Annotated in this window: 35 protein-coding genes; 17 read left to right on the top strand and 18 right to left on the bottom strand. The window is 69.8% G+C overall.

Features of this window, described 5'->3' with window-relative positions; all coding sequences use genetic code 11:
• The first annotated feature begins 21 nt into the window (after positions 1 to 21).
• From LHA26_RS10900 to LHA26_RS10875, 6 genes are all read left to right on the top strand, one after another.
• Positions 22 to 1,518, top strand: a complete 1,497-nt coding sequence (locus tag LHA26_RS10900; protein WP_252165643.1) for a CoA-acylating methylmalonate-semialdehyde dehydrogenase — start codon at positions 22 to 24, stop codon at positions 1,516 to 1,518.
• Between the two features lie 11 nt (positions 1,519 to 1,529).
• A complete protein-coding gene (locus LHA26_RS10895) occupies positions 1,530 to 2,672 on the top strand; it encodes an acyl-CoA dehydrogenase family protein (protein ID WP_252165642.1) in 1,143 nt (380 codons plus the stop codon).
• Positions 2,669 to 3,442, top strand: a complete 774-nt coding sequence (locus LHA26_RS10890; protein ID WP_252165641.1) for an enoyl-CoA hydratase-related protein — start codon at positions 2,669 to 2,671, stop codon at positions 3,440 to 3,442. Before LHA26_RS10895 ends, LHA26_RS10890 begins: the two co-directional genes overlap by 4 nt.
• A gap of 56 nt (positions 3,443 to 3,498) precedes the next feature.
• Positions 3,499 to 4,383 (top strand): 3-hydroxyisobutyrate dehydrogenase, encoded by an 885-nt coding sequence (gene mmsB, locus LHA26_RS10885; RefSeq protein WP_252165640.1) that lies wholly within the window; start codon positions 3,499 to 3,501, stop codon positions 4,381 to 4,383.
• An 86-nt stretch (positions 4,384 to 4,469) separates the two neighbouring features.
• On the top strand, positions 4,470 to 4,646 hold the full coding sequence (locus LHA26_RS10880; protein ID WP_252165639.1) for a hypothetical protein: 177 nt from the start codon (positions 4,470 to 4,472) through the stop codon (positions 4,644 to 4,646).
• Between the two features lie 70 nt (positions 4,647 to 4,716).
• Positions 4,717 to 5,352 (top strand): hypothetical protein, encoded by a 636-nt coding sequence (locus LHA26_RS10875; RefSeq protein WP_252165638.1) that lies wholly within the window; start codon positions 4,717 to 4,719, stop codon positions 5,350 to 5,352.
• Here the strand turns inward: LHA26_RS10875 and LHA26_RS10870 are convergent.
• The 9 genes from LHA26_RS10870 to coxB all read right to left on the bottom strand — a co-directional run bounded on the left by LHA26_RS10870 (position 5,254) and on the right by coxB (position 12,441).
• Positions 5,254 to 5,907, bottom strand: a complete 654-nt coding sequence (locus tag LHA26_RS10870; protein ID WP_252165637.1) for an EF-hand domain-containing protein — start codon at positions 5,905 to 5,907, stop codon at positions 5,254 to 5,256. The genes LHA26_RS10875 and LHA26_RS10870 overlap by 99 nt on opposite strands.
• 76 nt (positions 5,908 to 5,983) lie before the next feature.
• Positions 5,984 to 6,571, bottom strand: a complete 588-nt coding sequence (locus LHA26_RS10865) for an SURF1 family protein (RefSeq protein ID WP_252165636.1) — start codon at positions 6,569 to 6,571, stop codon at positions 5,984 to 5,986.
• Positions 6,568 to 6,963: a DUF983 domain-containing protein gene (locus LHA26_RS10860; protein ID WP_252165635.1), complete on the bottom strand. Its 396-nt coding sequence runs from the start codon at positions 6,961 to 6,963 to the stop codon at positions 6,568 to 6,570. The genes LHA26_RS10865 and LHA26_RS10860 overlap by 4 nt, the downstream gene beginning before the upstream one ends.
• Before the next feature lie 46 nt (positions 6,964 to 7,009).
• Positions 7,010 to 7,828, bottom strand: coding sequence for a cytochrome c oxidase subunit 3 (locus LHA26_RS10855; protein WP_252165634.1), 819 nt, complete (start codon positions 7,826 to 7,828; stop codon positions 7,010 to 7,012).
• A gap of 47 nt (positions 7,829 to 7,875) precedes the next feature.
• On the bottom strand, positions 7,876 to 8,364 hold the full coding sequence (locus tag LHA26_RS10850; protein ID WP_437441257.1) for a cytochrome c oxidase assembly protein: 489 nt from the start codon (positions 8,362 to 8,364) through the stop codon (positions 7,876 to 7,878).
• Positions 8,365 to 8,417: 53 nt separating this feature from the next.
• Positions 8,418 to 8,576, bottom strand: coding sequence for a cytochrome c oxidase system small membrane protein (locus LHA26_RS10845; protein ID WP_252168438.1), 159 nt, complete (start codon positions 8,574 to 8,576; stop codon positions 8,418 to 8,420).
• Positions 8,573 to 9,505 (bottom strand): heme o synthase, encoded by a 933-nt coding sequence (locus LHA26_RS10840; protein WP_252165632.1) that lies wholly within the window; start codon positions 9,503 to 9,505, stop codon positions 8,573 to 8,575. Before LHA26_RS10840 ends, LHA26_RS10845 begins: the two co-directional genes overlap by 4 nt.
• A 73-nt stretch (positions 9,506 to 9,578) precedes the next feature.
• The gene (ctaD, locus tag LHA26_RS10835) at positions 9,579 to 11,255 is read right to left on the bottom strand and encodes a cytochrome c oxidase subunit I (protein WP_252165631.1); all 1,677 of its coding nucleotides are present in this window, start codon (positions 11,253 to 11,255) and stop codon (positions 9,579 to 9,581) included.
• A gap of 10 nt (positions 11,256 to 11,265) precedes the next feature.
• Complete coding sequence (gene coxB, locus LHA26_RS10830; protein ID WP_437441256.1) at positions 11,266 to 12,441, bottom strand: cytochrome c oxidase subunit II; 1,176 nt, start codon at positions 12,439 to 12,441, stop codon at positions 11,266 to 11,268.
• 186 nt (positions 12,442 to 12,627) lie between these two features.
• Between coxB and pyrE the strand changes: the two genes are divergently transcribed.
• From pyrE to LHA26_RS10805, 5 genes are all read left to right on the top strand, one after another.
• Positions 12,628 to 13,209 (top strand): orotate phosphoribosyltransferase, encoded by a 582-nt coding sequence (gene pyrE / locus LHA26_RS10825; RefSeq protein WP_252168354.1) that lies wholly within the window; start codon positions 12,628 to 12,630, stop codon positions 13,207 to 13,209.
• A gap of 65 nt (positions 13,210 to 13,274) precedes the next feature.
• Positions 13,275 to 13,997, top strand: a complete 723-nt coding sequence (locus LHA26_RS10820; protein WP_252165629.1) for a pyridoxine 5'-phosphate synthase — start codon at positions 13,275 to 13,277, stop codon at positions 13,995 to 13,997.
• Positions 13,994 to 14,401: a holo-ACP synthase gene (gene acpS / locus LHA26_RS10815; RefSeq protein WP_252165628.1), complete on the top strand. Its 408-nt coding sequence runs from the start codon at positions 13,994 to 13,996 to the stop codon at positions 14,399 to 14,401. Before LHA26_RS10820 ends, acpS begins: the two co-directional genes overlap by 4 nt.
• Positions 14,398 to 15,285: a signal peptidase I gene (gene lepB, locus LHA26_RS10810; RefSeq protein ID WP_252165627.1), complete on the top strand. Its 888-nt coding sequence runs from the start codon at positions 14,398 to 14,400 to the stop codon at positions 15,283 to 15,285. The genes acpS and lepB overlap by 4 nt, the downstream gene beginning before the upstream one ends.
• Complete coding sequence (locus LHA26_RS10805) at positions 15,282 to 16,355, top strand: AI-2E family transporter (RefSeq protein WP_252165626.1); 1,074 nt, start codon at positions 15,282 to 15,284, stop codon at positions 16,353 to 16,355. Before lepB ends, LHA26_RS10805 begins: the two co-directional genes overlap by 4 nt.
• Positions 16,356 to 16,404: 49 nt before the next feature.
• Here the strand turns inward: LHA26_RS10805 and LHA26_RS10800 are convergent, their stop codons facing one another.
• From LHA26_RS10800 to LHA26_RS10770, 7 genes are all read right to left on the bottom strand, one after another.
• A complete protein-coding gene (locus LHA26_RS10800) occupies positions 16,405 to 16,977 on the bottom strand; it encodes an FKBP-type peptidyl-prolyl cis-trans isomerase (protein WP_252165625.1) in 573 nt (190 codons plus the stop codon).
• A 165-nt stretch (positions 16,978 to 17,142) separates the two neighbouring features.
• On the bottom strand, positions 17,143 to 17,349 hold the full coding sequence (gene rpsU, locus LHA26_RS10795; RefSeq protein WP_010126124.1) for a 30S ribosomal protein S21: 207 nt from the start codon (positions 17,347 to 17,349) through the stop codon (positions 17,143 to 17,145).
• Between the two features lie 145 nt (positions 17,350 to 17,494).
• Complete coding sequence (locus LHA26_RS10790) at positions 17,495 to 19,120, bottom strand: cisplatin damage response ATP-dependent DNA ligase (protein ID WP_252165624.1); 1,626 nt, start codon at positions 19,118 to 19,120, stop codon at positions 17,495 to 17,497.
• A 3-nt stretch (positions 19,121 to 19,123) separates the two neighbouring features.
• Entirely contained in the window at positions 19,124 to 19,297 is a 174-nt protein-coding gene (locus LHA26_RS10785; protein WP_252165623.1) for a DUF1328 family protein, read from the bottom strand.
• 92 nt (positions 19,298 to 19,389) lie between these two features.
• Positions 19,390 to 19,890, bottom strand: coding sequence for a Dps family protein (locus LHA26_RS10780; protein ID WP_252165622.1), 501 nt, complete (start codon positions 19,888 to 19,890; stop codon positions 19,390 to 19,392).
• A gap of 119 nt (positions 19,891 to 20,009) precedes the next feature.
• A complete protein-coding gene (locus tag LHA26_RS10775; RefSeq protein WP_252165621.1) occupies positions 20,010 to 20,576 on the bottom strand; it encodes a TMEM165/GDT1 family protein in 567 nt (188 codons plus the stop codon).
• 48 nt (positions 20,577 to 20,624) lie between these two features.
• Positions 20,625 to 21,026, bottom strand: a complete 402-nt coding sequence (locus LHA26_RS10770) for a hypothetical protein (protein ID WP_252165620.1) — start codon at positions 21,024 to 21,026, stop codon at positions 20,625 to 20,627.
• A 197-nt stretch (positions 21,027 to 21,223) separates the two neighbouring features.
• On the opposite strand from LHA26_RS10770, the gene rpmG reads away from it, so the two are divergent.
• Positions 21,224 to 21,391, top strand: coding sequence for a 50S ribosomal protein L33 (gene rpmG / locus LHA26_RS10765; protein WP_017977469.1), 168 nt, complete (start codon positions 21,224 to 21,226; stop codon positions 21,389 to 21,391).
• Positions 21,392 to 21,464: 73 nt separating this feature from the next.
• Here the strand turns inward: rpmG and LHA26_RS10760 are convergent, their stop codons facing one another.
• Positions 21,465 to 21,842 (bottom strand): response regulator, encoded by a 378-nt coding sequence (locus tag LHA26_RS10760; protein WP_252165619.1) that lies wholly within the window; start codon positions 21,840 to 21,842, stop codon positions 21,465 to 21,467.
• A gap of 41 nt (positions 21,843 to 21,883) precedes the next feature.
• Here LHA26_RS10760 and LHA26_RS10755 point away from each other — a divergent pair, with 41 nt between their 5' ends.
• From LHA26_RS10755 to LHA26_RS10735, 5 genes are read left to right on the top strand one after another with little or no spacing between them, the layout of a single operon-like run.
• On the top strand, positions 21,884 to 22,159 hold the full coding sequence (locus LHA26_RS10755) for a DUF3572 domain-containing protein (RefSeq protein ID WP_252165618.1): 276 nt from the start codon (positions 21,884 to 21,886) through the stop codon (positions 22,157 to 22,159).
• The gene (locus LHA26_RS10750) at positions 22,159 to 22,812 is read left to right on the top strand and encodes an HAD family hydrolase (RefSeq protein WP_252165617.1); all 654 of its coding nucleotides are present in this window, start codon (positions 22,159 to 22,161) and stop codon (positions 22,810 to 22,812) included. The genes LHA26_RS10755 and LHA26_RS10750 overlap by 1 nt, the downstream gene beginning before the upstream one ends.
• Before the next feature lie 10 nt (positions 22,813 to 22,822).
• Positions 22,823 to 23,287, top strand: a complete 465-nt coding sequence (locus tag LHA26_RS10745) for a RidA family protein (protein WP_252165616.1) — start codon at positions 22,823 to 22,825, stop codon at positions 23,285 to 23,287.
• Positions 23,262 to 23,963 carry a glycerophosphodiester phosphodiesterase family protein gene (locus LHA26_RS10740; protein ID WP_252165615.1) on the top strand — a complete coding sequence of 234 codons (702 nt, stop codon included), beginning with the start codon at positions 23,262 to 23,264 and terminating at the stop codon, positions 23,961 to 23,963. The genes LHA26_RS10745 and LHA26_RS10740 overlap by 26 nt, the downstream gene beginning before the upstream one ends.
• Positions 23,960 to 25,096 (top strand): GNAT family N-acetyltransferase, encoded by a 1,137-nt coding sequence (locus LHA26_RS10735; protein ID WP_252165614.1) that lies wholly within the window; start codon positions 23,960 to 23,962, stop codon positions 25,094 to 25,096. Before LHA26_RS10740 ends, LHA26_RS10735 begins: the two co-directional genes overlap by 4 nt.
• Here the strand turns inward: LHA26_RS10735 and LHA26_RS10730 are convergent, their stop codons facing one another.
• Complete coding sequence (locus tag LHA26_RS10730; protein WP_252165613.1) at positions 25,097 to 25,393, bottom strand: hypothetical protein; 297 nt, start codon at positions 25,391 to 25,393, stop codon at positions 25,097 to 25,099.
• Positions 25,394 to 25,425 lie beyond the last annotated feature (32 nt).

The raw sequence follows: 25,425 nt of genomic DNA, 5'->3' as shown, positions 1-25,425 counted from the left end.
TAAAAAGACAAGGAGAGGTCGATGCTCGAGATCGGTCATGCCATCGCCGGCGAGGCTGGGGCGCCCGCGCAGCGCTTCGGCGATATTTACGATCCCAATTTGGGGGCCGTCGCCAAGCGGGTCGCGCTCGGCACCGCCGCCGATCTGGAGCGCGCGGTCGCCGCCGCGCGCGCCGCCCAGCCGGGCTGGGCCGCCACCAATCCGCAGCGCCGCGCGCGCGTGCTGTTCCGCTTCAAGGAGCTGGTCGAGCGCGAGATGGACGATCTCGCCGCCTTGCTCTCGGCCGAACATGGCAAGGTGCTCGCCGATTCGCGCGGCGACATCCAGCGCGGGCTCGAGGTGGTGGAATTTTGCTGCGGCATCCCCCACGCGCTCAAGGGCGAATATAGCCAGGGCGCCGGGCCCGGCATCGATGTCTTCTCGATGCGTCAGCCGCTCGGCATCGGCGCCGGCATCACGCCCTTCAACTTTCCGGCGATGATCCCGCTATGGATGGCTAGCGTCGCGATCGCGGTGGGCAACGCCTTCATCCTCAAGCCCTCGGAACGCGATCCCTCGGTGCCGCTGCGGCTCGCCGCTTTGTTCCAGGAGGCGGGGCTGCCCGAGGGCATTTTGCAGGTGGTGCAGGGCGACAAGGAGATGGTGGACGCCATTCTCGATCATCCCGACATCGCGGCGGTGAGCTTCGTCGGCTCCTCGGACATCGCCCATTATGTCTATCAGCGCGGAACCGCCGCCGGCAAACGGGTGCAGGCGATGGGCGGCGCCAAGAATCACGGCATCGTCATGCCCGATGCCGATCTCGATCAGGTGGTGCAGGATCTCGCCGGCGCCGCCTTCGGCTCGGCGGGGGAGCGCTGCATGGCGCTGCCGGTGGTGGTGCCGGTCGGCGCCGAGACGGCCGAGGCGCTGCGCGCGCGGCTGATCCCCGCGATCGAGGCGTTGCGCGTCGGCGTCTCCACCGATCCGGACGCGCACTATGGTCCGGTCGTGTCCGCGCAGCACAAGGCGCGGATCGAGCACTATATCCAGATGGGCGTGGACGAAGGCGCCGAGCTGGTCGTGGATGGGCGCGGCTTCACCTTGCAGGGCCATGAGCAGGGCTTTTTCGTCGGCCCCACCCTGTTCGACCATGTCACCCCGGCGATGCGCACCTATCAGGAGGAGATTTTCGGCCCGGTGCTGCAGATCGTCCGCGCGCGCGATTTCGAGGAGGCGATCGCGCTGCCGTCCGCCCACCAATATGGCAATGGCGTCGCCATCTTCACCCGCAACGGCCATGCCGCGCGCGAATTCGCCAGCCGGGTGAATGTCGGGATGGTCGGCATCAACGTGCCGATCCCGGTGCCCGTCGCCTATCACAGCTTCGGCGGCTGGAAGCGTTCGGGCTTTGGCGACACCAACCAGCATGGCATGGAGGGCGTGCGCTTCTGGACGCGCACCAAGACGGTGACGGCACGCTGGCCCGACGGATCGCTCCAGGGCGATTCGAGCTTCGTCATCCCGACCATGGGCTGAGGATGGAAGCGATGAACCAGTTCGCCCTCACCGACGAGCAGCGCGAGATCCAGGCGCTGGCGCGGCGCTTCACCGCCGATGCCATCACCCCGCACGCCGCCCACTGGGACGAGCACCACATCTTCCCGCGCGAGACGATCGAGGCCGCCGCCGCGCTCGGCTTCGGCGCCATCTATGTGTCGGAGGAAAGCGGCGGCATCGGGCTGGGCCGGCTCGAGGCGGCGCTCATCATGGAGGCGATGGCCTATGGCTGTCCCTCGACCAGCGCCTTCATCTCGATCCACAATATGGCGGCCTGGATCCTCGACCGCTTCGCCAGCCCGGCGCTCAAGGCGCGCTTCCTGCCGGACATGGTGACGGCGCGCACGATCGGCTCCTACTGCCTGACCGAGCCCGGCTCGGGATCGGACGCGGCGGCGTTGCGCACCAAGGCCGTGCGCGACGGGGACAGCTATCGGCTGACCGGATCCAAGGCCTTCATCTCGGGCGGCGGCGCCAATGATCTCTATCTGGTGATGGCGCGCACCGGCGCGGACGGACCGAAGGGCATTTCCTGCTTCCTGGTCGAGAAGGACACGCCCGGCCTCAGCTTCGGCGCGCCCGAACGCAAGCTTGGCTGGCATTCGCAGCCCACCGCCCAGGTGAATCTCGACGATGTGCGCGTTCCCGCCGACCAGCTTGTCGGCGCCGAGGGCCAGGGCTTCGCGATCGCCATGGCCGGGTTGGACGGCGGCCGGCTGAACATCGGCGCCTGCTCGCTCGGCGGCGCGCAACGCTGCCTCGACGAGGCGCTGCGCTATACCGGCGAGCGCCGCCAGTTCGGCCAGCGAATCCTCGATTTCCAGAACACGCAATTCGTGCTTGCCGACATGGCCACCGAGCTGGAGGCGGCGCGGGCGCTGCTCTATGTCGCGGCGGCCAAGGTGACCGAGGGCAGCGCGGACCGCACCCAGTTCGCCGCCATGGCCAAGCGGCTCGCCACCGATACCGGCTCCGCCGTGGTGGACCGCGCGCTCCAGCTGCATGGCGGCTACGGCTATTTGCAGGATTACCCGATCGAACGCTTCTGGCGCGATCTCCGGGTCCACCGCATTCTCGAGGGCACCAACGAGATCATGCGCATGATCGTGGCGCGGGAGATGATGAAGCAATGACCTACGAAACCCTTCTCGTGGAGCGGCACGACGCGGTCACGCTCGTCACGCTCAACCGGCCCAAGGCGCTCAACGCGCTCAATTCGCAGGTTCTGGCCGAGCTGCTGGCGGTGACCGCCGCCTATGATGCCGATCCCGGTCAGCGCTGCCTCCTGCTCACCGGCAGCGACAAGGCGTTCGCCGCCGGCGCGGATATCAAGGAAATGGAGGCGATGGGCTTCGCCGCCGCCTATGCCGGCAATTTCTTCGCCGGCTGGGAGCAGTTCACCCGCACCCGCAAGCCGATGATCGCGGCGGTCGCCGGCTATGCGCTGGGCGGCGGCTGCGAGCTGGCGATGATGTGCGACTTCATCCTCGCCGCCGATACGGCACGCTTCGGCCAGCCCGAGATCAAGCTGGGGGTCGGCCCCGGCATGGGCGGCTCGCAGCGCCTCACCCGCGCGGTGGGCAAGGCCAAGGCGATGGAGATGTGCCTGACCGGCCGCATGATCGACGCCGAGGAAGCCGAGCGCGCCGGGCTGGTGGCGCGGATCGTTCCCGCCGCCGCGCTGCGCGAGGAGGCGCTCAAGACCGCCGCGCTCGTTGCCGCCATGCCGCCGCTCGCGGCCATCGCCAACAAGGAGATGGTCAACGCCGCCTTCGAGACCGGGCTGGCCCAGGGCCTCGCCTATGAGCGCCGCCTCTTCCACGGCCTCTGCGCCACCGAGGACAAGGCCGAGGGCATGAGCGCCTTTGTCGAGAAACGCGCCGGCCATTACACCGGCCGCTGACCAGGACGCACCCGCGTCCGCCGCCAGAGCGGACCGGTGCCGGAGAGGAGCTGAACATGGACATCGCCTTTATCGGGCTCGGCAATATGGGGGGCGGCATGGCCCTCAACCTGGCCCGGGCGGGCCATGATGTCCGCGCCTTCGATCTCGCGCCGGCGGCGCTGGCGCGCGCCGAGGCGGGCGGCTGCCGGATCGCCTCGTCGGCCGCGGCGGCGGCGGACGGGGCGGCGGCGATCGTCACCATGCTGCCGGCGGGCGGCGCGGTGGCGTCCACGGTGCGCGCGCTGCTGCCGGCGCTCGCCCCCGACACGCTGTTGATCGACTGCTCGACGATCGACGTCGCCACCGCCCGCGCGGTCGCGGCGGAGGCGGGGGCGGCGGGGCATGTGCTGGTGGACGCGCCCGTCTCCGGCGGCATCGCGGCGGCGCAGGCGGGCACGCTCACCTTCATGGTCGGCGGCGAGGCGGCCGGCTTCGCCCGCGCCGCGCCGATCCTCCGGGCGATGGGCAAGGCGGTGATCCATGCCGGCGAAGCGGGCGCGGGCCAGGCCGCCAAGATCTGCAACAATATGATTCTCGGCGCCACGATGATCGCGACCTGCGAGGCGCTGGCGCTGGCGGTGCGGCTCGGCCTCGATCCCGCCACCTTCTACGAGATCGCCTCCAAGGCCAGCGGCCAGAGCTGGTCGCTCACCGCCTATTGCCCGCTGCCCGGCGTCGGGCCGGAAAGCCCGGCCGATCGTGGCTATGAAGGCGGATTCGCGGCGGCGCTGATGCTGAAGGACCTCAAGCTCGCGCTCGCCGCGGCGCAGGGCGTGGACGCGGCGGTGCCGATGGGCGCGGCGGCGGCGGCGCTGTACCAGAGCTTCACCAATGCCGGCGGCGGCGGCAAGGACTTCTCCGCGATTCTCGGCCTGCTCGACGGCCGGCTGCCGGGCTGACAAGCGCCGCAACTCGCCGACACGCGACCGACATTCGCGCGCCCGGCAAGGCTGGCACAAGCCCGTCTCCAGCAAGGAGGCAGGCGATGGCGACACGGCGACTGACACGGCGCGAGCGGTGCGCGGCGGGCAGGCACACGCCCGCCGAGATCAAGGAGGGCGGCGATGGCGAGATCCGCCGCGCCCAGTGCCGCTATTGCGGCGCGCCGATCATGCGCACCCAGGCCACGCGCATCTGGTTCGCCGCCGGCCGCATGGCCTGATCCGGCCGCCGGCGGGCCCTGGTGATATTGCGGACTGGCGGCGCAAAGCGCGATCGCCGATCCTGCCCGGATGCGCTGCCTCGATCGCCATTGCCCCCGCTGGCACATCCGCCACCGGCACGGCCGGGTCATCGCTGCCCCGCCAGAGCGGGTGATCGCCGCCGCCGCCGCCTTCCGGCCCGAACGCCTGCCGCTTGCCGCCGCCTTGCTGGCGCTGCGCCTCTTGCCCGCGCGGCTGATGGGCGCGGGACCGCTCTCGTTCCGGCGGGAGGATTTCACCGTTCTGGATCAGGCCACGACCTATATCGTGTTCGGGCTGGCGGGGCGCTTCTGGCGCGCCGATCCCGGCCTCGTGCCGCTGCGCGACGCGGCCGATTTCGCGCAGATCCGGGCCGGAGTGGCGCGGCTGGCGATCGGCTACAGCGCGTCGCCGCACGCGGACGGCGCCTGCCTCGTCACCGAAACGCGCATCCACTGCGCCGATGCGGACGCGCAGCGGGCGATGCGCCGCTACGGGCGGCTGATCCGCCCGGCGAGCGGGCTGATTCGCCGCGCCACGCTCGGCGCCATCGCGCGCGCCGCCACGGCGCCCGCGCCCGGCGCGCGATCAATGCCGGCCATGCCCCCGGCCGCCACGCCCGCCCCCGCCGCCGCCGCCATGGCCATGACCGAAGCTGGTCGCGGCCTTGGCGGAGAGCTTGGGTAGCTCGGCGCGGGTGATGGCGCCGTCGCCATCGGTGTCGAGCATCTTGAACCGGCGGAAGGCGGCGGTGTCGAACTCGGCGCGCGTGATCGCGCGGTCCATATTGGTGTCGGCGGTGATGATCGGCTCGGGCATGTCGAGATAGCCGAAGCGGCCCGCGCCCAGCCGGGTCGGGTAAGGCGGGGGCGTCACATTGCCCTGATCGTCCGTCTTGGCGAGCGACATGTCGCCCATGGTGCTGGCGACGCGGATCTCGGGCGCGATCTCGGTCTCGTAGCGGGTGATCTCGTCCGGACCGATCTCGCCATCGCCATCCTGGTCGAGCTTCTTGAAGAAGCGTTCGGCATCGGCGCGCATCTCCTCGCGGGTGATGCGGCCGTCATGATCGGCATCGGCCTCGCGGAACCAATGTTCGGCGCCGGAGAGCCCGTCGGTCGAGCGGAACGGCTCACCCATCGGGCTGATGAAGGTGGCACCGCCCTCCAGCGGCGGCGCCTCGGCCGCGATCGCCGGACCCGCCAGCGCCAGTGCCAATGCCGCCACCCCGATCCGCATCATCTTCACCTCTTGCCGTCCCGCCGGTGCCGTTCTCCTGCGCGCTTCCATGGCGATTTGCAACGCGGGTCCGCCGCACTCAGCCTTCGCGCGCGCGGCGGCGCAGCACCAGCGCGTAGATGATCACCGCCATGCCCGCGAACAGGAACCACTGCACCGCATAGGCCAGATGATTGTTCGGGATATCGTCCATCGTCGGCACCGCGCTCGCGCGCAGGCCGGGGGCGGGCTGGTCGGCGACGAGCAGGATCTGGCCGCCGCGATCGGGCCCGATCACCCCGCGCACCGTGCCGCCGCGCCAGCCCTGCGGCGCCGAGGGGCTTTTCGACCAGCCCATGTCCAGCGCCACGCCGGGTCCCTCGGCGCCGGTGCTGCACTCCACGATATGGCGATAGCCGGGCTCTCCGGCGCGATCGCGGCCGGCGCCGGCGCGCCATGTGACGGGCGCCAGGCAAAAGGCTTCGGCGCGCCGGAACAGCGCGTCCACCGCCCTGCGATCGCGCGGAAAGGCGCGCGGCGGCAAGGTGGCGGCCTGGGCGTAGCGGGCGAGCAGCGCCTCCTTTTCGTGCATACGGCGCAGCTGCCACACGCCCAGCCCGATCATCAGCGCCACGGCGGCGGCGACCAGCAGGGTCGGCCCGAGCGGCACGCGCGCGCGCAGGCTCATCGCGGATCGCGCTCCGCCAGCCGGCCCTCGCCCGCGCGGTTGCGATATTCGGAGGCGAGCAGCATCGCCTTGGCGACGCGCAGCAGCACCAGCACCAGCCCGAGCGTCACCGGCACCCAGATCAGCACATGCACCCAGAAGGGCGGATGCGCGGTCAGCTCCAGCGCGATCGCGCCGATGCACACCAAGGTGCCCACGATCAGCGTGAGAAAGGCCGCCGGCCCGTCGCCGACATTGAAGGCCGTGAAATCCAGCCCGCAGGCGGCGCAGCGCGGCGCGAAGGCGATCAGCCCCGAGAACAAAGTCGGCGCCCCGCAGCGCGGACACAGGCCCTTCAGGCCGATCGCGACAAGGCGGGGCGGCGGCGGAAGCGCGGGCGCGGGATCGTCCATGACCATCCTTATAGCCGGCGCCGGCGCGCCCGCGATAGCCGCCGCGTCAGGGCGCGTAGGTCGCCCCGGCGCTGCCCCACACATAGATGACGAGGAAGAGGAACAGCCACACCACGTCGACGAAATGCCAATACCAGGCGGCCGCCTCGAAGCCGAAATGGGCGCGCGGCGTGAAATCGCCGCGATAGGCGCGGATCTGGCAGATGATCAGGAAGATCGTGCCGACTATGACGTGGAAGCCATGGAAGCCCGTCGCCATGAAGAAGGTGGCGCCGTAGATATGGCCTTTGAAGGCGAAGGGCGCATGCACATATTCATAGGCCTGGATGCTGCTGAACAGCAGGCCGAGCGCGATGGTGCACCACAGCCCCTGCTTCAGCCCGCGCCGGTCGCCATGGATCAGCGCATGGTGCGCCCAGGTGACGGTGGTGCCCGAGCAGAGCAGGATCAGCGTGTTGAGCAGTGGGAAGTGGAAGGGGTTGATAAGCTCCATGCCCTTGGGGGGCCACACGCCGCCCACCGCCTCCACCGCCTTGGGGAAGAGCGCGGCATCGAAATAGGCCCAGAACCAGCCGACGAAGAACATCACCTCCGAGGCGATGAACAGGATCATGCCGTAGCGCAGATGCAGCGCCACCACCGGCGTGTGATGCCCCTCCTTCCCCTCGCGGATCACATCGGCCCACCAGAAGCCCATGCAGGCCAGCACGCACGCCAGGCCGAGCGGCAGCACCAGCCCGCCGAACTTCACCGAATGCATGAACATGATCAGCCCGCCCGCGAGCGTCAGCGCCGAGAAGGCGCTGAGGATCGGCCACGGGCTGGGTGGCAGGATATGATATTGGTGGTTCTTCGCGCCGGCCATGCGTCCTACCCCATGATCCGACCCTTTGCGGGCCTGTTGGGGGAAGCTTAGCGGGCGGCGGCCGGCCGGTCCACCGGATAGAAGGTGTAGCTGAGCGTGATCTCGCCCACCCGCGCGGCATCGGGATCCTTGGTGATCGCGGGATCGACATAGAAGACCACCGGCATGCGCTGCGTCTCGCCGGGGCCCAGCGTCTGCTGGGTGAAGCAGAAACACTGCACCTTCACGAAATAGGTCGCCGCCTGGTCGGGGCTGATGTTGAAGGCGGCCGAGCCGGTGATGCTGTGATCGCTCAGATTGGTCGCCTCGAAAAAGGCGATCTGGCGGGCGCCGATCGGCACCGTCATCGCCGGCGTCTCGGGGCCGAAGCGCCAGGGCAGCTTGCTGTTCACATTAGCATCGAACCGCACCAGCACCCGCCGGCCGATCGCCCCCGGCGCGCGCGCGCCCTGATCGATCCGGGCCGCGCCGCCATAGCCGGTCGCCTGGCAGAACATGCGGTAGAGCGGCACCGCCGCGAAGCCGAGCCCCACCATCAGGCAGGCCACCGCCGCCGCCAAAAGCCCCGTGCGCCGGTTCCGCCGCCTCGTCACTTCACCATCTTGGCGATGCTGAGCGCGTAGAAGAGCAGCACCAGCGCGAACAGGAGCAGCGCCGTCACCTTGGCGCGCGACCGCTGACGCGCGCGAATCGCCTCGTCCTGGCGCAGCCGGGCCTGCTCGCCCGCCGGATCGCGCGGATCGGTCACAGCGGAAACCAGCGGTCGATCACGAGCACCCCGAACAGCGCGAAGAGGTAGAAGACCGAAAAGCCGAACAGCCGGCGCTCGGCGCGCATCCGCGCGGGCTCGGTCTCGCCGCTGAGCGCCATGCGCAGCGCCAGGGCCACGAACAGGCCGCTCAGCGCCAGCGCGGCGACGCCGTACAGCCGCCCCGTCAGCCCCATCGGCCAGGGCGCCACCGCCACGGCCGCCATCGGCAGGCTGTAGAGAAAGGCCTGGAGGCGCGTGGACCGCGGGCCCGCCACCACCGACATCATCGGCACGCCCGCCGCCGCATAGTCCGAATTGACGAACAGCGAGAGCGACCAGAAGTGCGGCGGCGTCCACAGGAAGACGAGCAGGAACAGCAGACAGGGCAGCAGATCGACGCGGCCCGTGGCGGCGGCCCAGCCGATCAGCGCCGGAAACGCTCCCGCCGCCCCGCCGATGACGATGTTCTGCGGCGTGCGGCGCTTCAGCCACACGGTGTAGATCAGCACATAGAAGAGGATCGACACCGACAGGATGGCGGCGGCGAGCAGATTCACCGCCAGACCCATCAGGATCACCGAAAAGGCGGCGAGGCCCACCCCGAATTGCAGCGCCGCCGGCCGCCCCATCCGCCCGGCGGGCAGCGGGCGGTTGCGCGTGCGGCGCATCTTGGCGTCGAGATCGGCCTCATACCATTGGTTGAGCGCCCCGGCCGCGCCGGCGCCCAGCGCGATGCAGAGGATCGCGACGAAGCCGAGCACGGGATGGATCGATTCGGGCGCCGCCAACAGGCCGCACAGCCCGGTGAACACCACGAGCGTCATCACCCGCGGCTTGGTCAGCGCGAGAAAATCCCGCCAGTCCGCGGGCAAACCCTCGATCGGCTCGCCTTCGGCCGCGAGCGCGTCGGCTACGGTCGCCATCATGTCCTTCTTACGCAACGGATGGACCGGCTGCTACGCCGATCCGTCCGCGAAGTTAAGACCGCAATGGCCCGGTTCAATGATGGCCGTGCTCGTCGATGCGCGGCAGCTGCTCGAACTGGTGATAGGGCGGCGGGCTGGACAGCGTCCATTCCAGCGTCGTCGCGCCCGGCCCCCAGGGATTGGCCGGCGCCTTGGGCCCCGCGATCAGCGCCCAGAGGATGTTCACGAAGAACACCACCATGCTCGCCGCCATGATGTGGTAGCCGGTCGTCGCCACCGAATTCCAATGCTCGAACGCATCGGGATAATCGGGATAGCGGCGCGGCATGCTCTGCAGGCCGAGGAAGTGCATCGGGAAGAACAGCAGGTTCACGCCGATGAAGAAGACCCAGAAATGCACATGGCCGAGCAGCTCATTGTACATCCGGCCCGACATCTTCGGGAACCAATAGTAGAAGCCGGCGAATAGCGAGAAGACCGCACCCAGAGACAGCACATAATGGAAGTGCGCCACCACGTAATAAGTGTCCTGCATGTAGTTGTCGATGCCGCCATTGGCGAGCACCACGCCGGTCACCCCGCCTACGGTGAACATGAAGATGAAGCCCAGCGCCCACATCATCGGCACCTTGAACTCCATCGAACCGCCCCACATGGTGGCGATCCACGAGAAGATCTTGATGCCGGTGGGCACCGCGATGACCATGGTGGCGGCGGTGAAGTACATCTTGGTGTTGAGGTCGAGCCCGGTGGTGTACATGTGGTGCGCCCACACCACGAAGCCGATCACGCCGATCGCGACCATGGCATAGGCCATGCCGAGATAGCCGAACACCGGCTTGCGGCTGAAGGTGGCGACGATGTGGCTGATCATGCCGAAGCCCGGCAGGATCATGATGTAGACTTCGGGATGGCCGAAGAACCAGAAGAGATGCTGGTACAGGATCGGATCGCCGCCGCCGCTGGCGTCGAAGAAGGCGGTGCCGAAATTACGGTCGGTCAGCAGCATGGTGATGGCGGCGGCGAGCACCGGCAGCGCCAGCAGCAGCAGGAAGGCGGTGACCAGCACCGACCAGACGAACAGCGGCATCTTGTGCAGCGTCATGCCCGGCGCGCGCATGTTGAAGATGGTGGTGATGAAGTTGATCGCGCCGAGGATCGAGGAGGCGCCGGCGAGGTGGAGCGCGAGAATCGCCATGTCCACCGCCGGGCCGGCCGATCCGCTGGTCGAGAGCGGCGCATAGACGGTCCAGCCCGTGCCCGCGCCGTTGCCGGTGCCGCCGGGCACGAAGAGCGAGCCGAGCAGCAGCATGAAGGCCGGCACGATCAGCCAGAAGGACACGTTGTTCATACGCGGAAAGGCCATGTCCGGCGCGCCGATCATGATCGGCACGAACCAGTTGCCGAAGCCCCCGATCATCGCCGGCATGACCATAAAAAACACCATGATGAGGCCATGGGCGGTGATCAGCACGTTCCAGAAGTGCAGCGCGGCGTCGCCCGTCTCGCCCGACAGCCAGGTGAGATATTGGATGCCCGGATGCGCCAGCTCGGCGCGCATCACGCCCGAGATGGCGCCGCCGATGATCCCCGCCATGATCGCGAAGATCAGGTAGAGCGTGCCGATATCCTTGTGGTTGGTGGACAGGAACCAGCGCGCGAAGAAGCCGGGCTTGTGGTCCGCGTCGTGATCGTGGCCATGGCCTTCCTCGGCCTGGAAGAAATGGGCGTTGGCGGCGGTGTCGGTCATCGGGCCTGCCTTACTTGCTGCTCGTCGCGGCGCCCGCGACCGGAATGTTGGCGCCGGCGGCGGCTTCGGTCTTGGCGCCGGCGACAGCGCCGCCGAAGCTGCCGGGATTGGCGGTGGTGGCGGAAGGATTGCTGATCGGCGAATTGGACGTCGCATCCGGGCTGGCGGCCTTGCCGCCCAGCGTGCCGCCCTTGGCCGCGATCCACTGCGCGAATTGCGGCCTGGTCACCACCTCCACCGCGATCGGCATGAAGGCATGGCGCGCGCCGCACAATTCCGAGCACTGGCCGTAATAGACGCCGGGACGGTCCACCTTGAACCAGGTTTCGTTCAAGCGGCCGGGCACCGCGTCGATCTTGGTCCAGAAGGCGGGCACGGCGAAGGAGTGGATCACATCGTCGGAGGTGGCGATCACCTTCACCACCGCGCCGGCGGGCACCACCATGCGCTCGTCCACGCCCAGCTGGCGCGGCTCGCCGCGGGCGCGATCCTGTTCGGGGGTCAGCATGTTCGACACCACCTCGAAATCGCCGTTATCAGGATATTGGTACGACCAATACCATTGATGCCCGATCACCTTCACCGTCAGATCGGGCTTGGGCGTATCATATTGCCGCGCGATCAGCTTGATCGAAGGCACGGCGATGCCGAGCAGGATCAGCACGGGCAGCACCGTCCACGCCACTTCCAGCACCGTGTTGTGCGAGGTCGCCGAGGGCTGCGGATTGCTGCGGCGATTGTGCCGCGCCATCACGTAGAGCAGCAGGAACAGCACCACCACGCAGATGCCGGTGATGATCGGCAGCAGCACGCCATCGTGAAACCAGGCGGCATATTGGCCGTTCGCGGTTTCCTGCGGCTGCAGGCCAATCCGGTCGGTCGGCTGGCCGATGCCCGGGGTCGGCTTGTAGAATTGCGGCGTCGCGGGCTTGGCGGGCGTCGCCGCCGGCGCCGCGGCCCCCGATCCCGCGCCCGTGCCGCCGGCCGGGGCGGCCGACGACACCCCGGTGGCGGGGGCCGATGTCGCCGTCTCGGCGGCGGCGCCCGCGAAAGGCGCGGTCTGCACCGCCGTCGGACTCGCGGCGGTAGGCGCCTGCGCCTGCGCCTGCGCGGCCATCGTCGACGCGAGCATCGTCGGCGCGAGAATCGTCGACGCGAGCATCGCGGCGCCGCCCAAGGCCAGCATCCTCATGCGTTTACCCATGGCACCCCTCCACTGGCCTTTGGCCTTATCCTCGCCGTTATAGCGTGGCGGCGGCAAGCCTCAAGCCGCCCCGGGCCCGAAAAGAATCCGCAGCCCCCGCAATTGCCCGGCATTGATGCGGCGGCGCCCCGCGCCTATCAGGCCGGCCACCACGGTTTCGAGGATGATATGACGGACGAGGAGGTTCTGGCGGAGTTCCGGGCGGCCGACGCGCTGCTTGAGGGCCATTTCATCCTCTCGTCGGGGCTGCGCAGCCCCACCTATCTCCAGTGCGCGCGCGTGCTGATGGATCCGCGCCGCGCCGCGCGGCTGTGCGCCGAACTCGCCTCGCGGCTGACGCCCGCCGTGCATGCCGGGGTGACGGCGGTGGTCTCCCCCGCCATGGGCGGCGTGATCGCGGGCTATGAGATGGCGCGCGCGCTGGGTGTCGAGGCGATGTTCGTCGAGCGGCCCACCGGCCAGTTCGAGCTGCGGCGCGGCTTCACGCTCGAGCCCGGGCAGAAGGTGCTGATGATGGAGGATGTCGTCACCACCGGCCTGTCCTCGCGCGAGGCGATCGCGGCGATCGAGGCGGCCGGCGGCCGGGTGATCGCGGCGGCCTGCCTGGTGGACCGTTCCAACGGCAAGGCCGATGTCGGCGTGCCGCTGACCGCGCTGGTGCGGCTCGACGTGCCGACCTATGCGGCCGACGCGCTGCCGCCCGCGCTCGCCGCCCTGCCCGCCATCAAGCCCGGCAGCCGCGCCGCCTGACCGGCGTCGCGCGGACTGACACATGGCTTCGCCATTTCGCCCGGTTCGGCTATAGGCTCGCCGCCATGACCTTGAGGCTTGGCGTAAACATCGATCATGTCGCGACCATCCGCAACGCACGCGGGGGCCGCACCCCGGATCCGCTGCGCGCGGCGGAGATCGCCACCGCCGCCGGCGCGGACGGCATCACCGCGCATCTGCGCGAGGATCGCCGCCACATCATGGACGAGGATATCGCCCGGCTGATCGGTGGCATCGCGCTGCCGCTCAACCTGGAGATGGCCGCCACCGAGGAGATGCTGGCGATCGCGCTGCGCCATCGCCCGCACGCCGCCTGCATCGTGCCCGAGCGCCGCGAGGAAGTGACCACCGAGGGCGGGCTGGACGCGGCGCGCCAGCATAACCACCTCAAGCCGATCGTCTCGCGTCTGGGCGAGGCGGGCGTGCGCGTCAGCCTGTTCATCGAGCCCGATCCGCGCCAGATCGAGGCGGCGCTCTCGCTCGGCGCGCCCGTGGTGGAGCTGCATACCGGCCGCTACGCGCTGAGCGAGGGCGAGGCCCAGGCCGCCGAGCTGCGCCGCCTCGCCGATGGTGCCGCGCTGGCCGCCAAGAACGGCATCGAGGTCCATGCCGGCCATGGCCTCACCTTCGACAATGTCGCCCCGATCGCGGCGATCCCGCAGGTGCGCGAGCTGAATATCGGCCATTTCCTGATCGGCGAGGCGATCTTCGTGGGGCTCGAGGCGGCGATCCGGCGGATGCGCGCGGCGATGGACGCGGCGCGATGATCCTCGGCCTGGGCTCCGACCTGTGCAACATCACGCGGATCCAGTCCGCGCTCGATCGCCATGGCGACCGCTTCCTCGCCCGCGTCTTCACCGATCACGAACGCGCCAAGGCCGAGAGCCGGCCCTTCACGCGCGCCGCCACCCTGGCCAAGCGCTTCGCCGCCAAGGAGGCGTTTTCCAAGGCGGTGGGAACCGGCTTTCGTCAGGGCGTGTTCATGCGCGATATCGGAGTCGTCAACCTGCCCTCCGGCGCCCCGAGCCTGTCGCTCACCGGCGGCGCCCGGGCACGGCTTGATGCTCTGGTGCCGGAAGGCTGCGTCGCCCATGTTCATCTCACCATGACCGACGATCATCCCTGGGCCCAGGCGCTGGTCGTGATCGAGGCCAGGACGCTGGCCGAATGACCGAGGATCCCCGCTTGAACGACACCACCGACCGCGCGCCGCTCGCCGGCAAGACCAGGCAGGGCACCGATTGGTGGGCCGAGATCAAGGGCCTGTTCTGGCTCGTGCTGGCCGTGCTGGCCTTTCACAGCCTGATCGCCAAGCCCTTCTACATCCCGTCCGAATCGATGATGCCCACGCTCATCAAGGGCGATCGGCTGGTGGTGACGAAATTTCCCTATGGCTGGAGCTACGCCTCGCCCAGCTTCCATGTCCTGCCCTTCATGCACGGCCGCATCTTCGGCCACATGCCCGAGCGCGGTGATGTCGTGATCCTCACCCCGCCGGGCGAGAGCAGCGACTATATCAAGCGCGTGATCGGCCTGCCGGGCGATACGCTGGAGGTGCGCGAGGGCCAGGTGATCCTCAACGGCAAGCCGATCCCGCGTCTCGCGGAAACGCCGGCGATGATTCCGGTCGATGCCAATGTGCCCTGCGATCGCGGGCTCGAGGCGCAGTACCGCATCACCGGCAAGGACGGCCGCGCCTATTGCGCGCTGCCCCGCTTCCGCGAGACCTTGCCCTCAGGCCGCAGCTACGACACGATCGACATGGGCTATATCCCCGGCTCGGGCGATGATTATGGGCCCATCACCGTGCCGGCGGGCCATGTCTTCGTGATGGGCGACAATCGCGACGAATCGGCCGACAGCCGCTATCCGATCGAGGAGCTGGGCCTGGGCGGCCCGGTGCCGTGGGAAAATCTGGGCGGTCGGGCCGAGTTCATCACCTTCTCGCTCGATGGCTCGTCCCAATGGTACAACCCGCTGAGCTGGTTCACCGCGCTGCGCGGCGGCCGCAGCGGCACCAGCCTGCACCCCGCGCGCGCCGGCGCGCCGCGATGACCGACGAGGAGGCGCGCCGCGCGCCCGAGGCGCCGGGCCCGCTGACGCTCAGCGATCCCCGCACGCGCGCCGAGCTGACCCGCGCGATCGTGTGGGTTTCGGTGATCCTCGCCGTGGTGCTGATCTATGTCCTGGCCCAGCCGCTGCTGCTGATCGTGGGCGGCACGGTGTTCGCGGCCATGCTGGACGGCGGCGCCCGGCTGCTGGGGCGGGTGCTGCCGATCCGGCGCGGGCTGCGCATCGCGATCGTCGCGCTCGTCGCCTTCGCCTTCCTGCTGGGCGTCGTCTATTATGCCGGGGTTGAGCTGGTCGGTCAGTTCGAGGCGCTGAAGACGGTGGTGACGCTCCAGGTCCAGCGCGTCGAGGGCTGGGCGGAAAGCTTCGGCCTGCTGCCCCAGGGGGGCGGCACGATGACCGCTTTGTCCAAGCAGCTGATGGGATCGCTCGGCCAGCTGACCAGCGCGGTCGGCACCGCGCTGGGCGCGGTCACCTCGGGTGCGATGATCATCGTGCTCGGCCTGTTCATCGCCGCCGAACCGCGCATCTACGAGCGCGGCTTCGCCTGGCTGCTGCCCATGGAGAAGCGCGCCGGCTTCTATCGCACCACCTCCGACATGGCGCACACCATGCGCCGGCTCATGGCCGGGCGGCTGCTCGGCATGGCGGTGGAAGGCGTGTTCATCGGGGTCGCGCTGTCGCTGGTCGGCGTGCCGATGGCGCTGCTGCTGGGCATTCTCACCGGGCTGCTCGCCTTCCTCCCCAATATCGGCGCGATCATCTCGGGCGCGCTGACGATCCTGGTCGGCTTCTCGGCGGGCACCACCACCGGCCTGCTGGCGGTGGGCGCCTATGCGATGGTGCAGATCCTCGACGGCTATGTGATCGTGCCGATCGTGGCGCGCCGCTCGGTCGATCTCGCGCCGGCGCTGGTGCTCGGCATGCAGCTGCTGCTCGGCGCGCTGTTCGGGCTGCTCGGCCTGATGTTCGCCGATCCGCTGGTCGCCATGACCAAGGTGGCGCTGGAGCGGAAGAGCGGGCTGGCGCCGCAGGTGGCGCAGCGCGAGGCGTGATCGCGGCGCGGCGGGCGGCGCACGCGCCGCCGCCGTCCGCCGCCTGGGCTCAGGGCTGGCCGCCGGGCCCCGTCATCCCCGCCATGCCGGCGTCGGGCTGCTGCGGCGCGATCTCGCGAAGCGTCACATCGAACACCAGCACGCTGTTGGGCGGGATCACCCCGTCGCCCGCGCCCTGCGCGCCATAGCCGAGCTGCGGCGGGATCCAGAAACGGTAGCGCGCGCCCCGGTTCATGAGCTGCAATCCTTCGGAGAAACCGGGGATCGAGCCCGCCACCGGCATCACCGCCGGCGAGCCGTGCTGCGCCGTGGAATCGAAGGTCGATCCGTCGAGCAGCTTGCCGTCATAATCGATGAGCACGATGTCGGTGGCGCCGGCCGTATTGCCCTGCCCCTGGCTCAGCACCTGATATTCGAGGCCGGAGGCGGTGGTGTGGACGCCATGCTTCTTGGCGTTCTTCGCCAGGAACACGGCGGGCGGCTCGCCCATGGCGACCTGCCGCGCGGTGCCCGCCCAGGCCAGGCCGCCGCCGATCAGCACCGCCGCCGCGACGCCCAGCCACAAACGCCTGACCGTGCCTTTGCCGACGGGACGCAGCGGAACGGCGGTAACTTCGGACATGGCAATCCTCGCAGTGTCACTCTTGGCGCCGCTCTTGCCCGCAGCGGCGGCCCGCGTCCAGACCCTGAACGCCGCGCGGCACCCAGAACGCGAAAAGCCGGCGCCCCGCAGCGGAGCGCCGGCCTTCAGCCCGCGAGCGGGCAGACCCGATCGCCGGCGTGCCGCTTACCGGACGCCGTCGCGCTCGGCGCGCTTGCGCTCCAGCTTGCGGGCGCGACGGATGGCGGCGGCGCGCTCGCGCGCGCGCTTCTCCGACGGCTTCTCATAGTGGCGGCGCAGCTTCATCTCGCGATACACGCCCTCGCGCTGGAGCTTCTTCTTGAGAGCTCGGAGCGCCTGGTCGACATTGTTGTCGCGAACGATGATCTGCATAAACCGATAATCTCCAGCCGGCCGGGTGGGGACCAGGGCACACTCCCCGCAGAACCACCGCAGCGCGTAGAATGGGCGGCCGCAGGACAGGCCCGCGCCCGGAAAGCCGGCCCCCTAACAGACGCTTCGATTCGGGGCAAGCCGCTTACGCCTCGTCGGCGGGCACCATGGCCTTGAGCGTGGCGATCAGATCGGCCTCCGCCGCGGGTTTGTCACGCCGAATCCGGCTGACCCGGGGAAAGCGCATCGCCAGGCCGCTCTTGTGGCGCTTGGACGCATGGATCGAATCGAACGCCACCTCCAGCACCAGCGTCTTCTCCACCTCGCGCACCGGCCCGAAGCGCTGCACCGTATGGGTGCGCACGAACCGATCGAGTCCGGCCAGCTCCTCGTCGGTGAAGCCCGAATAGGCCTTGCCCACGGGCAGCAGCTCGCCTCCCTGCTCGGGCGGCGCCGTCCAGCAGCCGAAGGTATAGTCCGAATAGAAGCTGGAGCGTTTGCCGTGGCCGCGCTGCGCGTACATCATCACGCAATCGGCGACGAGCGGATCGCGCTTCCACTTGTACCAGGCCCCCACCCTGCGGCCGCCCAGATAGGGGCTGTCGCGCCGCTTGAGCATCAGCCCCTCGATCGCGGCGTCGCGCGCGCCGAGACGGATTTCGCCCAAAGCCGCGAAATCGGGCGCCTCGATCAGCATGGAGAGATCGAACCGATCGGCCGGCAGCGCCGCCGCCAGTCGCTCGAGCCGCGCGCGCCGTAGCCGCCAGGGCTGCGGCCGGAGATCCTCCGCGCCGTCCACCAGCACGTCGTACACGCGGACGAAGGCGGGATAGTCCGCCAGCATGCGCGCGCTCACCTGCTTGCGCCCCAGCCGCTGCTGGAGCGCGTTGAAGCTCGCCGCCGCGCCGCCATGCGCGGCGCCGCCCTGCGCCTGGCCGCGCACCAGCAGCTCGCCATCCAACACCGCCTCCAGCACAAAGGCCTCGGCGATCTCGGGAAAGCTGCCGGTGATATCGTCGCCCGCGCGGCTGTAGAGCCGCGTCTCGCCGCCGGCGCGGACGATCTGGACGCGAATACCGTCCCATTTCCACTCGGCGGCATAGTCCTCGAGCGAGAGGGCGGTGCCGTCCTCGAGCGGATGGGCGAGCATGAAGGGACGGAAGACCGGCAGCGCACCCGCCGCGGGCCGCTCGCCCCGCCCCTCGGCCCAGGCGAAGAGCGGCGCATAGGGCGGCGCCAGCCCGTGCCACAGCTCCTCGACCTCGTCGACATCGAGCCCGAAGGTCTGGGCGAGCGCGGTCTTGGCGAGCCGCGCCGAGACGCCGACGCGCAGCGCGCCCGTCGCCAGCTTGAGCAGCGCGTACCGGCCGGAGGCATCGAGATGATCGAGCATGGCGGCCAGCGCCTCGGGCGCCTCGCCGCGCGGCAGGCCGGACAGGCGCTCGATCGCGGCGCTGATGGTGAGCGTGCCATCGTCCAGCGCCTCGGGCTCGTGCCCGGCCTTGGGCCAGAGCAAGGCCACCGTCTCGGCGAGATCGCCGACAAAATCGCGGCTCATCGCGAACAGCACGGGATCGATCCGCCGCGCCACCATGTCGTGAATGGCGGCGGGCTTGACCGTCTTGAGATCGAGCGTGCCGGTCAGCGCGGCCATCGCCCAGCCCCGGTCGGGATCGGGCGTAGCGCGGAGATAATCCTCGATCAGCTTGAGCTTGGCATTGCGCGATCGTGTGTAGACGAGCCCGTCAAGCAGCTTGGCGAAGCGCCGCACGGCTCAGGATATGGCGCGCCCGGCCATCAGCCCCAGCACCAGCAGCACCAGGAACACGATGATCGCGATGCCGAACAGGATCTTGGCGATGCCGACAAAGGCGCCGCCCAGGCCGCCAAAGCCCATCGCGCCGAAGATCAGGCCCAGCACCAGAAAGATGATTGCCCATTTGATCATGGCGCGGCTCCTTGGTTCCAGAGGGTAAACGAGAGGGGCGGAGCGGCGTTCCCGCCACCCCGCCCCGCCTCGCAACGCCTTGAGGCGGCCACTCAGGCCTTGCGCGCGGCCTCGAACAGGAACCAGGCGCGCTCCTCGGCCTGATCGATCCACTCGTCGATCAGCGACGAGGTGGGCGTATCGCCGGCTTCCTCGCAGCGCTCGCGCGCCTCGCGGAAGGTCTTGATCAGCGCGAGATTGTCGTCACGCACTTCCTGAAGCATGGCGAGCGGCTCGACGAACTCGGCGTCATTGTCGCGGATCGACTGGCGGCGCGAGACGTCGCCGATCGAGCGCAGCGTGAGATTGCCGGTCTTGCGCACCCGCTCGGCCACCGCATCGGTGATGCCGAGGATCTGCGCCGCCTGATCGTCCAGCAGCAGGTGATAGTCCCGGAAATGCGGGCCCGACATGTGCCAGTGGAAATTCTTGGTCTTCAGATACAGCGCGTACAGATCCGCGAGCACGCCGTTGAGCGCGTCGGCGGCGGTGCTGGTGTTGCGGTTCTGCAAATCGGTCGGGGTGTCGAGCGCGGGGGCTGGCGCATCGGCCATGGCGGTTCTCCTGCCTGTGTACAGTTTCGGGTGCTGAACGACAGAAGCGAAAAAGGGTTCGCCGCTCAATCGAAAATCAACTCGATCAGCACGATCGATCCGCTCGGCCGGAAGGGGGCTCAGATCAGTTCGAGCGCGCTCACGATCAGCCCGGCCCCGGCGAGCGCGAGCAGCGCGGCGAGGCCGATCCGGATCGCGCGCAAGGGCGCCAGCCGTGCCCAGCGCGCGCCCAGCGCCGCGCCGGGGGCGAGGCCCAGCACCAGGCCGGCGCTCCCGCCGATCGCCGTCGCCACCGGCTGGCCGCTCGCTCCCGCGATCGCCGCGACGAGCAGCTGCGCGCGCTCGCCCAGCGCCAGCACGAACAGGCTCAGGGCGGCGGTGGCGGTGGCGCCCAGCCGCCAGCCGTCCAGCGGCGGCGCGGGCTTGCCGCGCCACAGGCCGCCCGCCGCCGCGAGCAGCAGCGCCAGCCCCTCGATCAGCCGCAGCCCGCGATGGTTGATCGACCCCGCCAGCGCCGCGCCGCCCGCGCCGGCGAGCGCCATCAGCGCGATCGCCGCGAGCGCGACACCCAGCAGCGCCGCGCCGGTGCGCCGGTACCGCTGCCCGAGCGCGATCACCAGCCGCTCGGGTCGATCGCCGATCTGGGTCAGCGCGGCGAGCAGAAAAGCGGGCAGCAGGCCATCCATGCACGCGAGGCTAGGCCGCGGGCGCGGCGAGGGAAAGGGCCGCCCGCCTCAGCAGGCGAGCCGGACCATCACCGACGCCATCCAGGCATCGCCGGCGGCGGCGCCTTCGGCCTCGCAGCCGATCGCGTCGCGCAGCCGATCGATCCAGGGCTGGATCGCCGCGCCGCGGCCGCCCGCGCGGAGCACGGCCGCAAGCCCCTCGGCGAGCCGCGCGGCGCTGGTGAGCCGCTGCTCGGCGGCGAGCGCCAGGATATGCTGCGCTTCGAGTCGCGCGGCGATGCCGTCGCGCTGGCCCAGCCCCGCCTCCAGCACGTCCAGCCGGCGGCACAATTCGCCGCGGACCTGACGCCGCGCCTCGGCGTCGGGCGCCGCGGCGAGGATCGACGGCGGGATAGGGCGGCGCGCCTGGCCCTTGGTGTTCGGCCCGCTTTCCCGCATGATCGGCGGCATGCACCCTCTCCCGTCTGGTTCGCACCAGACTAGCGCATCCTCTTTGCAGATCGGTTAAACCCGGGCACAGCTTGACAGCCGGGCGGCTTTCGCGCAGGAGCCGCACCGATCCGAGCGGCGGCGACGCCGCTCTTTTGCATTCAGACGATTCGCGTGGCCATCGCCCTCGCGGCATCGCCAACGCATTAGAGGGCAGCATGGCCAAGCCGACCACCGTCAAGATCAAGCTCGTGTCGACCGCCGATACCGGTTTCTTCTACGTGACCAAGAAGAACCCCCGGACCAAGACGGAGAAGCTGAGCTTCAGCAAATATGATCCCGTCGTGCGCAAGCATGTCGAGTTCAAGGAAGCCAAGATCAAGTAAGAGGCTGGCGGCTGCGGCCGCCGCTTCGGCGCAAGGGGCGCCTCGGCCACGCGGCCGGGGCGCTTTCGTGCGTTCAGGCGCCGTCGGAACGGCCGAGCGCCTCGATCGCCTCGATGAAGCGCATCACCGAGATCGGCTTGGACACATAGGAGGTCGCGCCCGCCGCGCGGACCCGCTCCTCGTCGGCCGGCGTGGCATAGGCGGTCACCGCCATGATCGGGACATCGCGCAGCGCGTCATCGCCCTGCATCGCCGCGATCAGCTCCAAACCGCTGACATGCGGGAGCTGAATATCCATCACGATCATGTCGGGCGCGAAGGCGCGCGCCTGGTCCAGCGCGTCGCGGCCGTCCCGCACCGCGAGCGTGGCATAGCCATGCGCCTCGAGCAGGTCGCAGAACAGCTTCAGATTGAGTTCGTTGTCCTCGACAACGAGCACTTTGCCCGTCAAATGCCACGATCCCTGGTGAAGATGTGAGGCGGAGATAGCGATTGGCCGCGTCCAAGACAAACTATCCCGATGCCACAGTGGTTGCACTCCAGGCGCTCGCCTGGGTGCTGACCGAGCCCTCGCGCGCGGACCGGCTGCTCGCGCTCACCGGGCTCGACGCCGATGATCTGCGCGCCCGCGCCACCGAGCCCGCGCTGCTCGCGGCGGTGCTCGGCTTCCTCGCCGGCCATGAACCCGATCTGCTCGCCTGCACCGAGGCGCTCAGCCTGCCGCCCGAGGCCCTGATCGCGGCCCAGTCCCAGTTGGAGTCCCGGTAATGGCACGTCCCCTGCTCATCTCCGATTGCGACGAGGTGCTGCTCCACATGGTCGCCCATTTCCGCGACTGGCTGGACGAGGCGCACGGCATCGACTTTCTGATCCACGAGGAGAATTGGGGCGAGGCGCTGATCCGGCGCGACACCGGCCAGCCGGTCGAGCCGGCCGAGGTCTGGCCCTATCTCGACGCCTTTTTCGATACCGAGATGCCGCGCCAGCAGCCCACCCCCGGCGCGATCGATGCGCTGGCGCGGATTGGCGCGGTGGCGGACATCGTGATCCTCACCAACCTGCCCGATCATCGCCAGACGCCCCGGCTGGACCAGCTCGCCGGCCATGGGATCCGCCATCGCGTGGTGTGCAACCAGGGGGGCAAGGGCCCGGCGCTGCGGCGGCTGCTCGACGAGATCCGGCCCAGCGTGGCGGTGTTCGTGGACGATCTCGCGGTCCAGCACGCCTCGGTGGCGGACACCACGCCCGAAGTGTGGCGGCTCCACATGATCGCCGAGCCGCTGGTCGCCACGCACCGGCCGCCCGCCCCCGCCGCGCATGTTCGGATCGACGACTGGGCCGCCGGCGCGGACTGGGTGCTCGACCGCTTCGCCGAGGGACGGCCCGCCCCGGTCTTGACCGGCAGCGCCGCCCGCGCCTAGCGCTGGCGCCATGGATATCGATGCACGCCTGGCTGAGCTTGGCCTCACCCTTCCCGCCCCCGCCACGCCCGTCGCCGCCTATGTGCCGGCGGTGGAAGCGGGCGGCCTGCTCCATGTCTCGGGCCAGCTGCCCTTCGACGCCGACAATCGCCTGCTCACCGGCCGCCTCGATTCGGCGGCGGACGTGGCGCGCGGCGAGGAAGCGGCGCGGCGCTGCGCGCTGATGCTGGTCGCGCAGATCAAGATGGCGCTCGGCGGCTCGCTCGATCGCGTGGAGCGGATCGTCAAGCTCGGCGCCTTCGTCGCCTCCGGGCCGGACTTTTTCGATCAGCCCAAGGTCGCCAACGGCGCCTCCGAGCTGATGGTGGCCCTGTTCGGCGAGGCCGGGCGCCATGCGCGCGCGGCGGTGGGCGTGCCGGCGCTGCCGCTCGGCGCCTCGGTCGAGGTCGATGCGATCGTCGCGCTCGCGCGCTGACGGCCTGATCGCCCGCGATGTCGCCCATCGCGGTCTGCACGGGGGCGGCGTTCCGGAAAACAGCCTCGCCGCCGCCGAGGCCGCCATCGCCGGCGGCTTCGCGATCGAATGCGATGTGCGGCTGGGCGGCGATGCGACCGTGCTCGTCTTCCACGATGCCGATACCGGGCGGCTTTGCGGCCGCCCCGGCGCGCTCGTCGACGCCGACTGGCGCGCGCTCCGCCTGGCCAATGGCGAGGCCGTGCCGACGCTCGGCGCGCTGCTCGCCACCATCGGCGGCCGCGTGCCGCTGTTCGTCGAGATCAAGAGCGACCGCCACCTCCCCGTCGCGCTGTGCCGCGGCACCTTGGCCGCGCTGCGGCCCTATGCCGGGCTGGCCGCGATCATGAGCTTCGATCCGCGCATCGTCCGCTGGTTCGGCCGTCACGATCCCGATCGGCCGCGCGGTCTGGTGATGACCGAGCATCCCGGCCGCCGCGCGGCGCTGCGGCGGCGGCTTGCGCTTTGCTACGCCAATCCCGATTTCCTCGCCTATGACGTGCGTTGCCTGCCCTCCGCCCTGGTGTCCGGCTTTCGCGCGCGCGGCCGGCCCGTGCTGAGCTGGACGGTGCGCACCGCCGAGGACCGCGCCCGCGCCGCCGCCTATGCCGATCGTCCGATCTGGGAAGCGGCATGAGCGCGGCGATAGCGCGGGTGGAAAAGGGTGTGGCGGCGATCGATCCCGCCGCCTGGGATGCCTGTGCCGGCACCGCCAATCCCTTTGTGAGCCACGCCTTCTTCGCCGCGCTCGAAGAATCGGGCAGCGCCACCGCGCGCGCCGGCTGGCAGCCCGTGCCGATCCTCGTGGAGGGTGACGACGGCCGGCCCGATGGGATCCTCCCCGCCTTCGCCAAGAGCCACAGCCAGGGCGAATATGTGTTCGACCATAGCTGGGCCGATGCCTGGACGCGCGCGGGCGGCGCCTATTATCCCAAGCTCCAGATCGCCGTGCCCTTCACCCCGGTGCCGGGGCCGCGCCTGTTGCTGCGCGATCCGGCCGCCGCGCCGGCGCTGATCGCCGCCGCCGAAGCGCTGGTGGCCGAGCATGATCTTTCCTCGGCGCATGCCACGTTCCTCGCGCCGGACCAGGTTGCGCTGTTCCGCGAGGCCGGCTGGCTGATTCGCACCGGCAGCCAGTTCCACTGGCACAATCAGGGCTATGCGGATTTCGAGGCGTTTCTCGCCGCGCTCGCCTCGCGCAAGCGCAAGGCGATCCGCAAGGAACGCGCCGCCGCCCGGGCGGGGCTGGAATTCCGCGCGGTGCCGGGCGCCGAGATCGGCCGCGCCGAGTGGGACGCCTTCTGGGCCTTCTACCAGGATACCGGCAGCCGCAAATGGGGCCGGCCCTATCTCACCCGCGCCTTCTTCCCGCTGCTGAGCGCGAAGATGCCGGACAAGGTGCTGCTCTTCCTGGCCTATCGCAACGGCCGCCCGATCGCCGGCGCGCTGAACCTGATCGGCGCGGACGCGCTCTACGGCCGCTATTGGGGCTGTACCGAGGAGGTGCCCTTCCTCCATTTCGAGCTTTGCTATTATCAGGCGATCGAAGCCGCGATCGCCCGCGGGCTGGCGCGGGTGGAAGCCGGCGCGCAGGGCGAGCACAAGCTGGCGCGGGGCTATGCGCCGGTGCCCACCTTTTCGGCCCATCATATCCCGCATCCGGGCTTCAGGGCCGCGGTCGAGGATTTCCTCGTCCGCGAGACCGAGATGGTCGCGCAGGACATGGATGCGCTCGCCGCCCTCACCCCCTTCCGCAAGGAAGGGGAATAGTCAGGCCGCGCGGGCGGTCCGCTGCGAAAGCCAGGCCCGCGCCTTGCGCTGCGCCTCGACGATCTCGCGCGCGGTCATCTCCTCGGCGATCTCGGCGCGGCAGCGCTGCGCATCGAGCGAGCCCGCCACCGACGCGAGATTGAACCATTTATGCGCCTCGATCAGATCGACGGCTTCGCCGCGTGCACCGGTGGAGCAGGCGATGCCGAGATCGTACAAAGCCTCGGCCTCGTCCATCGCGGCCTCGGCCTGTCGGGATTCCATCAGGAAACGTGCAGAGTGAATCGAATTCGCCATGATCGTCGCTCATCCTTCGCCATGACCCGGAG

It is taken from the genome of Sphingomonas morindae (genome assembly GCF_023822065.1).
Taxonomy (GTDB): Bacteria; Pseudomonadota; Alphaproteobacteria; order Sphingomonadales; family Sphingomonadaceae; genus Solisphingomonas; species Solisphingomonas morindae.
This window is presented reverse-complemented; position numbering and strand designations above follow the sequence as displayed.

Coding starts and splice junctions, on each gene's coding strand:
- LHA26_RS10870 (WP_252165637.1), bottom strand. CDS start 5,907: ATGATGCGGATCGGGGTGGCGGCATTGGCACTGGCGCTGGCGGGTCCG.
- LHA26_RS10800 (WP_252165625.1), bottom strand. CDS start 16,977: ATGTCCGAAGTTACCGCCGTTCCGCTGCGTCCCGTCGGCAAAGGCACG.
- acpS (WP_252165628.1), top strand. CDS start 13,994: ATGATCCTCGGCCTGGGCTCCGACCTGTGCAACATCACGCGGATCCAG.
- LHA26_RS10840 (WP_252165632.1), bottom strand. CDS start 9,505: ATGATGGCGACCGTAGCCGACGCGCTCGCGGCCGAAGGCGAGCCGATC.
- LHA26_RS10855 (WP_252165634.1), bottom strand. CDS start 7,828: ATGGCCGGCGCGAAGAACCACCAATATCATATCCTGCCACCCAGCCCG.
- LHA26_RS10850 (WP_437441257.1), bottom strand. CDS start 8,364: ATGGTGGGGCTCGGCTTCGCGGCGGTGCCGCTCTACCGCATGTTCTGC.
- LHA26_RS10860 (WP_252165635.1), bottom strand. CDS start 6,963: ATGGACGATCCCGCGCCCGCGCTTCCGCCGCCGCCCCGCCTTGTCGCG.
- rpmG (WP_017977469.1), top strand. CDS start 21,224: ATGGCCAAGCCGACCACCGTCAAGATCAAGCTCGTGTCGACCGCCGAT.
- LHA26_RS10745 (WP_252165616.1), top strand. CDS start 22,823: ATGGATATCGATGCACGCCTGGCTGAGCTTGGCCTCACCCTTCCCGCC.
- LHA26_RS10770 (WP_252165620.1), bottom strand. CDS start 21,026: ATGCCGCCGATCATGCGGGAAAGCGGGCCGAACACCAAGGGCCAGGCG.
- LHA26_RS10875 (WP_252165638.1), top strand. CDS start 4,717: ATGCGCTGCCTCGATCGCCATTGCCCCCGCTGGCACATCCGCCACCGG.
- LHA26_RS10750 (WP_252165617.1), top strand. CDS start 22,159: ATGGCACGTCCCCTGCTCATCTCCGATTGCGACGAGGTGCTGCTCCAC.
- LHA26_RS10740 (WP_252165615.1), top strand. CDS start 23,262: ATGCGATCGTCGCGCTCGCGCGCTGACGGCCTGATCGCCCGCGATGTC.
- rpsU (WP_010126124.1), bottom strand. CDS start 17,349: ATGCAGATCATCGTTCGCGACAACAATGTCGACCAGGCGCTCCGAGCT.
- LHA26_RS10865 (WP_252165636.1), bottom strand. CDS start 6,571: ATGAGCCTGCGCGCGCGCGTGCCGCTCGGGCCGACCCTGCTGGTCGCC.
- LHA26_RS10895 (WP_252165642.1), top strand. CDS start 1,530: ATGAACCAGTTCGCCCTCACCGACGAGCAGCGCGAGATCCAGGCGCTG.
- LHA26_RS10780 (WP_252165622.1), bottom strand. CDS start 19,890: ATGGCCGATGCGCCAGCCCCCGCGCTCGACACCCCGACCGATTTGCAG.
- LHA26_RS10730 (WP_252165613.1), bottom strand. CDS start 25,393: ATGGCGAATTCGATTCACTCTGCACGTTTCCTGATGGAATCCCGACAG.
- LHA26_RS10785 (WP_252165623.1), bottom strand. CDS start 19,297: ATGATCAAATGGGCAATCATCTTTCTGGTGCTGGGCCTGATCTTCGGC.
- mmsB (WP_252165640.1), top strand. CDS start 3,499: ATGGACATCGCCTTTATCGGGCTCGGCAATATGGGGGGCGGCATGGCC.
- LHA26_RS10880 (WP_252165639.1), top strand. CDS start 4,470: ATGGCGACACGGCGACTGACACGGCGCGAGCGGTGCGCGGCGGGCAGG.
- LHA26_RS10820 (WP_252165629.1), top strand. CDS start 13,275: ATGACCTTGAGGCTTGGCGTAAACATCGATCATGTCGCGACCATCCGC.
- LHA26_RS10900 (WP_252165643.1), top strand. CDS start 22: ATGCTCGAGATCGGTCATGCCATCGCCGGCGAGGCTGGGGCGCCCGCG.
- lepB (WP_252165627.1), top strand. CDS start 14,398: ATGACCGAGGATCCCCGCTTGAACGACACCACCGACCGCGCGCCGCTC.
- pyrE (WP_252168354.1), top strand. CDS start 12,628: ATGACGGACGAGGAGGTTCTGGCGGAGTTCCGGGCGGCCGACGCGCTG.
- coxB (WP_437441256.1), bottom strand. CDS start 12,441: ATGCTGGCCTTGGGCGGCGCCGCGATGCTCGCGTCGACGATTCTCGCG.
- LHA26_RS10735 (WP_252165614.1), top strand. CDS start 23,960: ATGAGCGCGGCGATAGCGCGGGTGGAAAAGGGTGTGGCGGCGATCGAT.
- ctaD (WP_252165631.1), bottom strand. CDS start 11,255: ATGACCGACACCGCCGCCAACGCCCATTTCTTCCAGGCCGAGGAAGGC.
- LHA26_RS10775 (WP_252165621.1), bottom strand. CDS start 20,576: ATGGATGGCCTGCTGCCCGCTTTTCTGCTCGCCGCGCTGACCCAGATC.
- LHA26_RS10805 (WP_252165626.1), top strand. CDS start 15,282: ATGACCGACGAGGAGGCGCGCCGCGCGCCCGAGGCGCCGGGCCCGCTG.
- LHA26_RS10890 (WP_252165641.1), top strand. CDS start 2,669: ATGACCTACGAAACCCTTCTCGTGGAGCGGCACGACGCGGTCACGCTC.